Raw genomic sequence first — 12,514 nt, 5'->3', positions numbered from 1 at the left:
CGATCGCCTCAGGCGCGCAGGGGCGCGGTGGCGAAGGCGGGCAGCCCCTCGGCGGGGCTGATCGCCGCCCGGAATCCGAGCTCGCGGGCCGCCCGTTCGGGCGAGGCCACGATGTGCCGGACGTCGCCGAGCCGGTACTGGCCGGTGACCAGCGGCGCCACCCCTGAGCCGGTGCCGGCGCCGACGAGTTCGGCGACCTCGCGGATCGTGACCGGGCTGCCCGAGGCGACGTTGTAGGCCGCCCAGTGGGCGGGGTCGGCGGCCACGACCGCCCGCAGGGCCGCGAGGTTGGCGCGGGCGACGTCGTCGACGTGCACGAAGTCGCGGGCCTGGGCGCCGTCCTCGTAGACGCGCGGCGGCTCGCCGCGCTCGAGGGAGGAGCGGAACATCGCGGCCACGCCGGAGTACGGGGTGTCGCGCGGCATGCCCGGCCCGTACACGTTGTGGTAGCGCAGGGCGACCGCCGCGGCGTCGGCCTGGCGCACCCAGGCACGGGCGTAGTGCTCCTGCGCGAGCTTGCTCGCCGCGTAGCTGGAGCGCGGGTCGAGCAGGGCGTCCTCGTCGACGAGCGCCCAGGCCAGCACGGCGCCGCAGACCGAGCAGTGGTTCTCGAAGTCGCCCGCCTCCAGCGCCGCTCGGGCTCGCGGAGCGGGCACCTGATCGCCGTGCTCGGCGCACGCGTAGCGGCCCTCGCCGTAGACGACCATCGAGGAGGCGAGCACGAGCCGATCGACGCCGGCGGCGCTCATCGCGGCGAGCAGCACCGCCGTGCCCAGGTCGTTGTGGCCGGCGTAGGCGGGCAGATCGGCCACCGTGACGCCCGCCCCGACCATGGCCGCCTGATGGCACACGGCGTCGACACCCTCGAGGAGCTCGGCCCAGCCGTCCGGCTCGCGCACGTCGAGGCGGTGGATGCCCGGCGGCGGCTCGCTCGTACCGTGGGCGGCGGGCAGCATGAGGTCGGCGCCGACGACCTCGACGCCCTCGGCCTCGGCCATGCGACGGATCGCGGAGCCGATGAATCCGGCGGCGCCGGTGAGCAGGATCCTCACGCGCCCGGGACCTCGTAGGTCAGCTCGAGACCCTCGGCCCAGGTGGAGCAGGTGCAGCCGCTCGGGTCGGGGAGCCGCTCGATCGCGCCGGTCAGCAGCCCCGTGAGCCGTTCGAGGTTGGCGCGGAACAGCGCGAAGACCTCCTCCTGGCCCACGCCGTGCCCGCTCTCGGCACCGGCGTCCATGTCGGTGACCAGTGCGATCGCGGCGTAGCACATGCGCAGTTCGCGGGCGAGCGGAGCCTCCGGGTGACCTGTCATGTTGATGAGGGTCCAGCCGGACGCCGCGTAGTCGCGCGACTCGGCGCGAGTCGAGAACCGCGGGCCCTCGATGACGACCATCGTGCCGCCGTCCTTCACGCCTGCGGGGTCGGCTGCGAGCACGGCGCCGCCGACGCCGGCGCAGTAGGGGTCGGCGAAGGGCAGGTGCACCGCACCGGTCTCGACGAAGGAGTTGATGCGACGGTGCGTGCGGTCGACCAGCTGGTCGGGCACCACGACGTCGCCGGGCGCCACCTCGGGGCGCAGCCCGCCGACCGCGCACGGCGCCAGCACCTGGCGGACGCCGAGCGAGCGCAGCGCCCACAGGTTCGCGCGGTACGGGATGGCGTGCGGCGGGAAGTCGTGGTGCTTGCCGTGCCGCGGCAGGAACGCGACCCGGCGTCCGGCGACCTCGCCCACCGCGATCGGCGCCGACGGTGCGCCGTACGGCGTCTCGACCTCGATCTCGTCGTAGTCGGCGAGGAAGGAGTAGAAGCCGGTGCCGCCGATGACGGCGATATCGGCTCGCGTGGCGCTGGTGGTCATGGGGAGACCCTGCCAGGTGCGGCCACATCGGCGCGCGCCGACCGCGCCGCCAGGACGCCGGCGAGCGCCACGCATGCCACCGGCACCAGGGCGAGGTGGGCGAGGCCGTCGAAGTCGGCGAGGTCGACGACGACCCCGGCCATACCTCCGGCCGCAGCGGCCGAGAGTCCCATGAGCAGATCGGTGGAACCCTGCACCGTGGTGCGCACCTCGAGCGGCGCATGCCGGGTGACGAGGGTCGAACAGGCCACGGTGGCGAACGACCAGCCGGTGCCCAGCAGCAGGAGACCCACCACGATCTGCCACGACCCGCCCATCGGCGCCCGGGCGCTGACCAGCATCGCAACGGCCAACTGGACGGCACCGGCGAGCAGCACCGGCGCCTCCCCCAGGGTGTCGACCAGGCGCCCGACGATCGGGGCGAAGGCGTACATGCCGAGCACGTGCAGGCTGATCACCAGGCCGATGAGGCGCAGGTCGGTGTGGCCGTGCTTCATGTGCAGCGGTGTCATGACCATGACCGCGACCATCGAGGCGTGGGCGGCGGCCATGCCGAGCGCCGCCCAGGCGAGCACGGGACGACGCGCCATGACCCGCACGGCCTCGCGGTAACCCGACCGCGGCGGGCCCCCGACGCCGGCGACGTCGTGCTCCGACGCCTCCGCCAGTCGTCGGGCGAGCAGCAGCGGATCGGGCTGCAGCAGGACGGCGAGCAGCACCGCCGCGAGCAGCATGCCGACGCTGCCGAGCAGGAAGGGCCCGGTGAGCTCGGGCAGGCCGACGGCGTCGGCGAGCGAGCCCGCAGGGCCCGACAGGTTGGGTCCGGCGACGGCGCCGATGGTGGTGGCCCAGACGACGGTCGAGAGGTCGCGCCCGGTGCTCTCCGGCGCGGAGAGATCGGTGGCCGCATACCGCGACGAGCTGTTGGCGGCCGTGGTGGCGCCGAGCAGGAGGGCACCGAGGAGCAGCAGCGGCATCGACCCGACCGCACCGGCCACGACCGCGAGCAGCGCGCCCCCGGCACCGACGACGTAGCCGCCGGTGAGGCCCACGCGGCGTCCGCGCGCGCCCATCACCGCAGCCAGCGCGAACGCGGCGATCGCGGCACCGGCGACCTGGGCGGTCTGCGCGAGCCCGGCCTGCGCGTCGGAGCCCGAGAGGTCGCGCGCCAGCAGGGACGCGGTGGTGATGCCGATCGTCACGCCGACGGCGCCGACGGCCTGGGCCAGCGCGAGCACCCGCACCGTGCGCCGCTGCACGGCCTCGCGGTCGAGCGCGTCCGGCGGGGAGAGCGCCATCAGCGCTCGCTGGCGGGCAGTTCGAGCGCCGCCCAGACCGCGGCCCAGACGTCCTTCGGGCTCTCGCCGGCGTCGAGCGCCTGCTGGGCGGTGCGCCCGCCGAGGTCGGCCATCACGAACATCTGCGCCCACGAGCGTGCGTAGCCGCTGCCGAGGGCGGCCTCGAGACGCTGCCAGAACTCCGTGTGCCGCACCCGCCCATCATGGCCGACCCCGCCGACACTGCGCGCACCGCCACCGGTTCACGCCTCGGCGCCGACGCCCACGTCGTGCAGGTGGTGCACGACGTCGTGGAGGTAGTAGGCCCCGAGCGAGGCGACGGTGAAGGCGCTGCCGTCGCTGCGCAGGCCCCGGTGCTCCCAGACTCCCCCGGGCGCACCGAGGGAGTCGAAGAGCGCGGCGAGGTCGTCGGCGGCGGCGTCCAGCTCGTCGGCGACGGTCGCGGCGTCGGCGGAGGCGTAGTCCTTCTCCACGGCCGTGGCGTCCTGGTCCCAGTTGGCGAAGCGCACCGGCTCATCGCCCCCGTCGGCGAGCATGGCGCGCACCCGGGCGGCGAAGATCTCGTCGACGTCGCGCACGTGGCAGGCGTACTCCAGCGGCGACCAGACGTCGGGGCGCGGCCGCGCTCGGACGACGTCCGCCGGACCCGACAGCACCTGGCGCCAGGCCGCGGCGTTGGCACGGATCGCCGCGCCGAGGGCTTCGGGCGCAACGCTGCCGGCGACGTAGCCGCACTCGGGGCAGGGGCGCTCGAGGACCCAGGTCCAGTCCTTGGTGTCGGGTTCGATCATGGGCCGATCCTGGCAGCGGACCGCCCGAGCGCGCAGCGCCGGATCCTGCCGCGGAGGGTCGCGATCCGGACGGTCAGGTGATCAGCAGACCGTCGAGGCGCCGCCGCGTGACCGCGAACCCGACGACCCCCATCGCCAGGAGATAGACCACGGAGACCGCCGAGCCGATGCCGACGGCTCCGGTGGTCAGCTCGCGGCACAGGACGACGGCGCGGTAGAGCGGGGTGCACTCGACGGTCCACCGCAGCCAGGCGTCGTAGGCCGTGACGGGGAAGAAGGTGGCCGAGAACAGGAAGAGCGGCACCTGCACCAGCGTGATCTTGTCGAAGTCCTGCCAGGAGGTGAGCCAGGTCGTCAGGGCCATGAAGACCGCGCTGAAGGAGAACCCGATGAGCAGGACGGCGGGCAGCGCCAGCACCGCCCACCACGACCCGATGAGGCCGAGCGCCAGCATCACGAGCAGGAACACCGCCGCGTAGACGCCGCCGCGCAGCTGCCCCCAGATGATCTCGCCGCGCGCGATGTCGCCGGTGCGCAGCGGGGTGGCCAGCATCTGGTCGTAGAGCTTGTCGTAGCGCAGCTTGAAGAAGACGTTGTAGGTGCTGTCGAGCAGCGCACCGTTGAACGCGGAGGTGGCCAGCATCGCCGGCGCGACGAACTCCGCGTAGGGCAGGGAGAGGCCGTGGTAGTCGATGCGCTCGACCAGCGCACCCACGCCGATGCCGATGGAGAGCAGGTAGAGCACCGGCTCGAGGAAGCCGGTGACGAACAGCTTCCAGGCCGCCCGGTAGGTGATGTAGTTGCGCTCGACGATCAGCCGGGTCGCCGCCCACGGGGACAGCACGTCGGCATCGGCGTCCTCCCCACGCGGGGTGAACAGGTCGCTCATCGCGTCACCTCCGCTGGCGCTCCGGTCGCGACGAGGCATCCGATGACTCGCTCGCTGCGCTCGCTCATCGCGTCACCTCCGCTGGCGCTCCGGTCGCGACGAGAGCGTTGCCCCTGAGCTCGCTGCGCTCGCTCATCGCGTCACCTCCGCTGGCGCTCCGGTCGCGACGAGAGCGTTGCCCCTGAGCTCGCTCCGCTCGCTCATCGCGCCACCCGCTGCTCGAGCCCGGTGACGGCCCAGCGCCAGCCCAGGGCGGTGATCGCGAGCAGCACGGCGAGGTTGGCCAGTGCGGTGGGGGCGTCGAGGGTGTCCAGGCAGCACATGCGCGAGAGGCTGACGCCCTGCCACAGCGGGGTCAGCCGCGCGACCCAGGCGCCGACCGTGCCGAGGTTCTCGATCGGGAAGAACGCACCGGAGAAGAGGAAGAGCGGGAAGACCCCGAGCCGGAACAGCACCCCGAACGCCGCCTCGGAGGTGATGCGGCAGGAGTAGCCGTAGACCAGCGTGGCGAACATCGCGCCGGTGAGGGTCTGGGCGCCGAGGGCGAGGATCGGGCCCCACCAGCTCTCGTAGACCCCGAACGGCGCCAGCACGACGTCGTAGACCGCGCACGCGAGGGCGACCCGCGCCACGACGAAGGTGAGGTGGGCCCGGGCGACGTCGGTCGGGGTGAGCGGCGTGGCCAGCATCGCGTCGTAGACGCGGTTCCACTTGAACATGCCGAGCACCGGGTAGGTGGTCTCCCCCACGGCCAACTGCATCGCGTGGCCGGCCACGAGTCCCGGCGCCAGGAAGGCCAGGTAGGTCGAGGCCCCCTCGAGCTGATCGGGATCGGCCTCGATGAAGCCGCCGAGGACGACGCCGAGCGCCACCACGTAGAACAGCGGCGCCAGGAAGCTCGACACCGCCGTGGCCCGCCAGGTGCGGCGCGCGACGGTGAGCCAGTAGTCGGCCTGGCGGGCGAGCGCGACGCCCGCGCCGAGCGCCGCCGACGGCGGGGTGCGGGCCTCAGTCGACAAGGGTGCGTCCGGTCAGGCGGAGGAAGACGTCCTCGAGGCTCGCGCGGCGCACGAGAGTGGCAGCGGGCCGCACGCCGGCGTCGTGGACGGCGCCGAGCACCGCCTCGCCGTCGTCGGCGTAGACCAGCGCACGGTCGGGCAGTGCCTCGACCCGCGCCCGTAGGCCGGCGACGGCGGCCTCGACGCCCGGGAGTGCGGCGTCCTGCTGGCCGGGCGCGAACCGCAGCTCGGCGACCTCGCGACTGGAGTGGGTGCGGATGAGGTCGAGCGGGGCGCCCTCGGCGGCGATGAGCCCCTTGTCCATGACGACGAGCCGATCGCAGAGCTGCTCGGCCTCGTCCATGTAGTGGGTGGTCAGGACAAGCGTGACGCCGGACTGCTTGAGCCGGAAGAGCTGGTCCCACAGCACGTGGCGGGCCTGGGGGTCGAGCCCGGTGGTCGGTTCGTCGAGCAGCAGCACCTCGGGCCGGTTCACCAGGCTGCGGGCGATGGTGAGCCGCCGCTTCATGCCGCCGGAGAGCTCCTCGACCTTCGCGCGCGCCTTGTCGGTGAGGTTGGCGAACTCCAGCAGCTCGTCGGCGCGTTCGCGGGCGACGGCGCGGGAGAGGCCGAAGTAGCGCGCGTAGATGACGAGGTTGTCGCGCACGTTGAGCTCGTTGTCGAGGGTGTCCTCCTGCGGGCAGACCCCCAGCCGGGCGCGGATGCGCGGCCCGTCGACGGCCGGGTCGAGGCCGAGGATGCGCAGCTCGCCCGCGCTGACCGGGGAGACGGCGCCGACCATGCGCATCGTCGAGGATTTGCCGGCGCCGTTGGGGCCGAGGAACCCGAAGGCCTCGCCGCGCCGCACCTCGACGTCGATGCCGCGCACGGCCTCGACCACGGCGCCGTCCTTGGTGGTGAAGGACTTGCGCACGCCGCGCGCCGAGACGACGGGGGCCGCGGGATCGATGCCGGGAGTCACGTCGCAGGACCCTAGGCGGCGCCGCCGACAGTGCGCCACCAGGATTCGTCGCCGGCAGTGTCGGTGGCGTCGGACAAGATGGGGGCATGCCCACCCCGACCGGCCCCGCGGCCCTCGACCGGTTCAGCGAACCCACGCGCACGTGGTTCGCCGCCGCATTCGCGGAGCCGACGCCCGCCCAGGCGGGGGCCTGGGAGGCGATCGGCGCCGGCCGGCATGCGCTCGTCGTCGCCCCGACCGGGTCGGGCAAGACCCTCAGCGCGTTCCTGTGGTCCCTCGACCGGCTGCTGAGCGCTCCCCCGCGTCGGCGCGAGCAGGACGACGCCGCCGGCCGCCGCTGCCGTGTCCTCTACATCTCCCCGCTCAAGGCGCTGGCCGTCGACGTCGAGCGCAACCTGCGCGCACCGCTGGTCGGCATCCGGGCCACCGCGGAGCGGCTGGGCGTGCGCGTGCCCGAGGTCGAGGTCGGCGTCCGGTCGGGCGACACCTCCGCGGCCGACCGGCGGCGCCTGAGCACCAAGCCGCCCGACATCCTCATCACCACACCCGAGTCGCTGTTCCTCATGTTGACCTCGCAGGCGCGCGAGGCGTTGCGCGGCGTCGAGACGGTGATCCTCGACGAGGTGCACGCCGTGGCCGGCACCAAGCGCGGGGCCCACCTCGCCCTGAGCCTCGAACGCCTCGACGCCCTGCTCGACGCCCCTGCGCAGCGGGTCGGGCTCTCGGCCACCGTGCGCCCGCTCGAGGAGGTCGCCCGGTTCCTCGGCGGGTCGGCGCCCGTGGAGATCGTCGCCCCGCCGGCCGAGAAGTCGTGGGACCTGCGCGTCGTCGTCCCGGTCGAGGACATGACCTCACCGCCGCCGGCGCCCGAGAGCCTGCCGCCTGCGGGCGCGGCCGATTCGGCGGGCGGGAGTGCCGACGATCCGTTCGACGATCCCTTCGCCGATCCCTTCGCCGACGACGAGCCCACCCGCGCCACCTCGCTGTGGCCGCATGTCGAGGAGCGGGTGGTCGACCTCATCGACGAGCACCGGTCGACGATCGTCTTCGCCAACTCCCGACGGCTCTCCGAACGGCTGACGGCACGGCTCAACGAGATCGCCACCCGGCGGGCGGGCCTCGAGCCGTCCGGCGTGACGGCAGCAGCCGTGCCCGCTGCCGCGATGGGGCAGTCGGGTCAGAGCTCGGGCGCCGAGGTGGTCATCGCCAAGGCCCACCACGGCTCGGTCTCGAAGGAGCAGCGCGCGCTGATCGAAGACGACCTCAAGCGCGGCCGCCTCCCGGCCGTGGTCGCCACCAGCAGCCTCGAGCTCGGCATCGACATGGGAGCGGTCGACCTCGTCGTGCAGATCGAGTCGCCGCCGAGCGTGGCCAGTGCGCTCCAGCGGGTCGGACGCGCGGGCCACCAGGTCGGTGAGACCTCACGCGGCGTCCTGTTCCCCAAGCACCGTGGCGATCTGGCGCAGACCGCGGTCGCGGTACAGCGCATGCGCAGCGGCGGCATCGAGTCGCTGCGGGTGCCGAGCAACCCCCTCGACGTCCTGGCCCAGCAGGTCGTGGCCGCCACCGCGATGGACGCCTGGTCGGTCGACGAGCTCTACGACGTCGTCCGGCGGGCGGCGCCGTTCACCCAGCTGCCGCGCTCGGCCTACGAGGCCACCCTCGACCTGCTGGCGGGCCGCTACCCCTCCGACGAGTTCGCCGAGCTGCGGCCCCGCATCGTGTGGGACCGCGTCACCGGCACGCTGACCGGTCGGCCGGGCGCCCAGCGGCTCGCCGTCACCAGCGGCGGCACGATCCCCGACCGCGGCCTCTTCGGGGTCTTCCTCGCCGGCGGCGAGGGCCCCGGACGCCGCGTCGGCGAGCTCGACGAGGAGATGGTCTACGAGTCCCGGGTGGGCGACGTGTTCGCTCTCGGCGCCACGAGCTGGCGCATCGAGGACATCACCCACGACCGGGTGCTGGTGACACCCGCGCCCGGCATCCCCGGGCGGCTGCCGTTCTGGAAGGGCGACGCACCCGGTCGTCCGGCCGAGTTCGGCGAGGCCATCGGCGCCTTCACCCGCGAGCTCGCCGGGCTGCCGCGCCGCAAGGCCGAGACCATCGCCCGCAGCCACGGCCTCGACGAGTTCGCGGCCGGCAACCTCGTGGCCTACCTGGAGGAGCAGGCCGAGGCCACCCGGGTGCTGCCGAGCGACCTCTCCTTGGTGGTCGAACGCTTCCGCGACGAGCTCGGCGACTGGCGCCTGGTCGTGCACTCCCCCTACGGCACCCCGGTGCACGCGCCGTGGGCGCTGGCGATCAACGCGCGCCTGCGCGAGCGGTACGGCGTCGACGGGCAGGCGATGGCCTCCGACGACGGCATCGTCATCCGCATCCCCGACACCGACGCCGAGCCGCCGACCGGCGAGATCATCGCCTTCGAGGCCGAGGAGATCGAGCAGATCGTCACCGCCGAGGTGGGCGGCTCGGCGCTCTTCGCCGCCCGCTTCCGCGAGTGCGCGGCGCGTGCCCTCCTGCTGCCGCGCCGCGACCCCGGCCGCCGCTCACCGCTGTGGCAGCAGCGTCAGCGCGCCGCCGCGCTGCTCGAGGTGGCCGCCCGCTACCCGTCGTTCCCGATCATCCTCGAGGCGGTCCGCGAGTGCCTCCAGGACGTCTACGACCTGCCCTCGTTGCTGACGCTGATGAAGCGGATCGAGCGCCGCGAGGTGCAGATCGCCGACGTCGCCACCACCTCGCCGTCCCCGTTCGCCCGCACCCTGCTGTTCGGCTACGTCGCCCAGTTCCTCTACGAGGGCGACTCCCCCCTCGCCGAGCGACGCGCCGCCGCCCTCTCCCTCGATCAGGGGCTGCTCGCCGAACTGCTCGGGCGCGCCGAGCTGCGCGAGCTGCTCGATCCCGAGGTGCTGGCCGAGATCGAGGCCGAGCTCCAACGCACCGCGGCCGACCGCCGCGCCCGCGATGCCGAGGGCGCCGCCGACCTGCTGCGCCTCCTCGGTCCGTTGACCGCCCTCGAGGTCGCCGAGCGCAGCGTCGAGGGCGCCGATGTCGGCTCCTGGCTCGAGGGGCTCGCCGCCGCCCGGCGCGCGGTGCTCGTGCGCCTCGCGGGCGAGGAGCGCTGGGCGGCGGTCGAGGACGTCGGCCGCCTGCGCGACGGCCTCGGCGTCCCGGTGCCGCCCGGCACCCCCGACGCCTTCACCGAGCCGGTCGATGACCCCCTCGGCGACCTCGTCTCGCGCTACGCCCGCACCCACGGTCCCTTCACCGCCGACGACGTCGCGGCACGCCTCGGCTTGGGCACCGCCGTCGTGCGCCACACCCTCCAGCGGCTGGCCGCCACCGGCCGCCTCCTCGACGGCGAGTTCCGGCCCCACGGCACCGGCACCGAGTGGTGCGACGCCGAGGTGCTGCGCCGGCTGCGGCGTCGCAGCCTGGCGCGGCTGCGTCAGGAGGTCGAGCCGGTCGAACCCGAGGCGCTGGCCCGCTTCCTGCCCGCCTGGCAGCAGATCGTCGACAGCGCGCCCGCGGCCGGCGGCACGGGCCGTCGCGGTCGCGGCTGGTGGGGCGTCGACGGCGTCCTGGCCGCCGTCGACCAGCTCGCCGGGGCGCCGGTGCCGGCCTCGGCGCTGGAGTCGCTGGTGCTGGCGAGCCGGGTGCGCGACTACGAGCCCGCCTTCCTCGACGAGCTCACCGCCACCGGCGAGATCGTCTGGGCCGGGCACGGCACCCTGCCCGGCTCCGACGGCTGGGTCTCGCTGCATCTGGCCGACCAGGCGCCGCTGACGCTGCCGGTGCCGACGCCGCTCGACGACCTCAGCGCCGCCGCCCGCTCGGTGCTCGAGGCGCTCGACTCCGGTGGCGCATTCTTCTTCCGCCAGGTCGCCCAGCAGATCGAGGCGGCCGGCCCGGCCCTCACCGATGCCGAGCTCAGCGCGGCACTGTGGGAGCTCGTCTGGGCTGGCCACGTCGGCAACGACACCCTCGTGCCGCTGCGGGCGCTGCTGCGCGGCGGCACCCCCGCGCACCGCACCCGCCGACCGCCGCCGCGCCCGCGGATGGCCTCGACCACCGGACGCGGCGGGTTGCGCGCCGTGCGCACCGGGCCGCCGGAGAGCGCGGGGCGCTGGACCCTCCTGCCCGAGGTCGACACCGATCCCACCCGCCGCGCGCACGCGACGGCCGAGCGCCTGCTCGACCGGCACGGCGTGCTCACCCGCGGCGCCGTGGTCGCCGAACGGGTCGAGGGCGGGTTCGCGGCGGTGTACAAGGTGCTCAGCGCCTTCGAGGAGTCCGGGCGCTGCCGACGCGGCTACTTCGTCGCCGGGCTGGGCGCCGCCCAGTTCGGCACCGCCGGTGCCGTCGACCGGCTCCGCACCTTCGCCGACCTGCCGGCCGACGCCAAGCCCGCCGCCCTGGCCCTGGCGGCCACCGACCCGGCCAACCCGTACGGCGCGGCCCTGCCCTGGCCCGAACGACCCGGCGCCGACGCCGAGGGACGCGAGGGGCATCGCCCGGGGCGCAAGGCCGGAGCCACCGTGGTGCTCGTCGACGGCGTCCTCACCCTCTACGTCGAACGGGGCGGCCGCACGCTGCTGAGCTGGACCGACGACCTCGAGCGGCTCACCCCCGCCGCGCAGGCGCTGGCCGAGGCCGCCCGCCGCGGTGCGCTCGGTCGGCTGACGGTCGAGAAGGTCGACGGCGTCCCGCTGCTCGGCACCCAGGGCAGCCCCCTGCGCCTGGCGTTGGACGCCGCCGGGTTCGTCACCACCCCGCGCGGCCTGCGGCTCGGCGATCGGGAGGGCCGGGGTGCCTGAGGGCGACACCGTCTACCGCGCGGCCAGGCTGCTCGACCGCGCGCTGACGGGCCGCACCCTCACGCGCACCGACTTCCGGGTGCCCGCCTACGCCACCGTCGACCTCTCCGGTGCGGTGGTCGAGGGCACGGCGTCCTACGGCAAGCACCTGCTCACCCGCATCGGCGCCACCGCGCCGGGCGCCTCGTCGTGGACCCTGCACACCCACCTGCGGATGGAGGGGTCCTGGCGGGTGTTCCGGCCCGGGGAACGCTGGTCGCGCTCGCCGCAGCAGGCCCGCGTCGTCCTCGAGGTGCCCGGGGTCGTCGCCGTAGGGTTCACCCTGGGCGTGGTCGAACTCGTGCCGCGCGGCGAGGAGCCGGCGCTCACCGCGCACCTCGGACCCGACCTGCTGGGCGCTTGGGATGAGGAGGAGGCCCTGCGCCGCCTGCTCGCCGACCCCGAGCGCCCCGTCGGCGAGGCGCTGCGCGACCAACGCAACCTCGCCGGACTCGGCAACATGTACGTCGCCGAGCTGCTCTACGTCTCCGGCGTGCATCCGATGCGGGCGGTCGGCGAGGTGGGCGACCGGCTCCCGCGGATGCTGCGCCGCGGTCGGCAGATGCTCGACCTCAACAAGGAGCGGGCGGTGCAGAGCACCACCGGCGACCTGCGCGAGCGTGAACGCCACTGGGTCTACCGCCGCGACCGGTCGCCGTGCCGCCGCTGCGGCGGGCGCATCCGGGTCGAGCAGCAGGGCCCGGCCCGGCAGGAACGCACCGTGTACTTCTGTCCGACCTGCCAGACCTGACCTGCCAGACCTGACCTGCCAAACCTGACCGCGCGGCGTCGGACCGCGCCTGATCCGACCGCGCGAGACCCGGACGCGCGAGATCCGAACGCGA

At 74.5% G+C, this 12,514-nt stretch carries 10 protein-coding genes; 2 read left to right on the top strand and 8 right to left on the bottom strand.

Features of this window, described 5'->3' with window-relative positions:
- Positions 1 to 8: 8 nt before the first annotated feature.
- The 8 genes from ABD671_RS11790 to ABD671_RS11755 all read right to left on the bottom strand — a co-directional run bounded on the left by ABD671_RS11790 (position 9) and on the right by ABD671_RS11755 (position 6,816).
- A complete protein-coding gene (locus ABD671_RS11790; RefSeq protein ID WP_344733568.1) occupies positions 9 to 1,052 on the bottom strand; it encodes an NAD-dependent epimerase/dehydratase family protein in 1,044 nt (347 codons plus the stop codon).
- Complete coding sequence (locus ABD671_RS11785) at positions 1,049 to 1,858, bottom strand: S-methyl-5'-thioadenosine phosphorylase (protein ID WP_344733567.1); 810 nt, start codon at positions 1,856 to 1,858, stop codon at positions 1,049 to 1,051. The genes ABD671_RS11790 and ABD671_RS11785 overlap by 4 nt, the downstream gene beginning before the upstream one ends.
- Positions 1,855 to 3,156, bottom strand: a complete 1,302-nt coding sequence (locus tag ABD671_RS11780; protein WP_344733566.1) for an MFS transporter — start codon at positions 3,154 to 3,156, stop codon at positions 1,855 to 1,857. The genes ABD671_RS11785 and ABD671_RS11780 overlap by 4 nt, the downstream gene beginning before the upstream one ends.
- On the bottom strand, positions 3,156 to 3,350 hold the full coding sequence (locus ABD671_RS11775) for a DUF3046 domain-containing protein (RefSeq protein WP_344733565.1): 195 nt from the start codon (positions 3,348 to 3,350) through the stop codon (positions 3,156 to 3,158). The genes ABD671_RS11780 and ABD671_RS11775 overlap by 1 nt, the downstream gene beginning before the upstream one ends.
- A gap of 48 nt (positions 3,351 to 3,398) precedes the next feature.
- Positions 3,399 to 3,947: a DinB family protein gene (locus tag ABD671_RS11770; RefSeq protein WP_344733564.1), complete on the bottom strand. Its 549-nt coding sequence runs from the start codon at positions 3,945 to 3,947 to the stop codon at positions 3,399 to 3,401.
- 73 nt (positions 3,948 to 4,020) lie between these two features.
- Positions 4,021 to 4,836: an ABC transporter permease gene (locus ABD671_RS11765; protein WP_344733563.1), complete on the bottom strand. Its 816-nt coding sequence runs from the start codon at positions 4,834 to 4,836 to the stop codon at positions 4,021 to 4,023.
- A gap of 200 nt (positions 4,837 to 5,036) precedes the next feature.
- Complete coding sequence (locus ABD671_RS11760) at positions 5,037 to 5,855, bottom strand: ABC transporter permease (protein ID WP_344733562.1); 819 nt, start codon at positions 5,853 to 5,855, stop codon at positions 5,037 to 5,039.
- Positions 5,845 to 6,816 carry an ABC transporter ATP-binding protein gene (locus tag ABD671_RS11755; protein WP_425574913.1) on the bottom strand — a complete coding sequence of 324 codons (972 nt, stop codon included), beginning with the start codon at positions 6,814 to 6,816 and terminating at the stop codon, positions 5,845 to 5,847. The genes ABD671_RS11760 and ABD671_RS11755 overlap by 11 nt, the downstream gene beginning before the upstream one ends.
- Before the next feature lie 86 nt (positions 6,817 to 6,902).
- Here ABD671_RS11755 and ABD671_RS11750 point away from each other — a divergent pair, with 86 nt between their 5' ends.
- Both ABD671_RS11750 and ABD671_RS11745 read left to right on the top strand, forming a co-directional pair.
- Positions 6,903 to 11,630, top strand: coding sequence for an ATP-dependent helicase (locus tag ABD671_RS11750; RefSeq protein ID WP_344733561.1), 4,728 nt, complete (start codon positions 6,903 to 6,905; stop codon positions 11,628 to 11,630).
- Positions 11,623 to 12,420 carry a DNA-formamidopyrimidine glycosylase family protein gene (locus tag ABD671_RS11745; protein ID WP_344733560.1) on the top strand — a complete coding sequence of 266 codons (798 nt, stop codon included), beginning with the start codon at positions 11,623 to 11,625 and terminating at the stop codon, positions 12,418 to 12,420. The genes ABD671_RS11750 and ABD671_RS11745 overlap by 8 nt, the downstream gene beginning before the upstream one ends.
- The last annotated feature ends 94 nt before the right edge of the window (positions 12,421 to 12,514 follow it).

The sequence above is a fragment of the Nocardioides fonticola genome (genome assembly GCF_039536805.1).
Lineage (GTDB): Bacteria > Actinomycetota > Actinomycetes > Propionibacteriales > Nocardioidaceae > Nocardioides > Nocardioides fonticola.
This window is presented reverse-complemented; position numbering and strand designations above follow the sequence as displayed.

What these genes read in the sequence shown, in the direction of transcription:
- ABD671_RS11785 (WP_344733567.1), bottom strand. Translation starts at nt 1,858, where the DNA reads ATGACCACCAGCGCCACGCGAGCCGATATCGCCGTCATCGGCGGCACC.
- ABD671_RS11780 (WP_344733566.1), bottom strand. Translation starts at nt 3,156, where the DNA reads ATGGCGCTCTCCCCGCCGGACGCGCTCGACCGCGAGGCCGTGCAGCGG.
- ABD671_RS11770 (WP_344733564.1), bottom strand. Translation starts at nt 3,947, where the DNA reads ATGATCGAACCCGACACCAAGGACTGGACCTGGGTCCTCGAGCGCCCC.
- ABD671_RS11765 (WP_344733563.1), bottom strand. Translation starts at nt 4,836, where the DNA reads ATGAGCGACCTGTTCACCCCGCGTGGGGAGGACGCCGATGCCGACGTG.
- ABD671_RS11750 (WP_344733561.1), top strand. Translation starts at nt 6,903, where the DNA reads ATGCCCACCCCGACCGGCCCCGCGGCCCTCGACCGGTTCAGCGAACCC.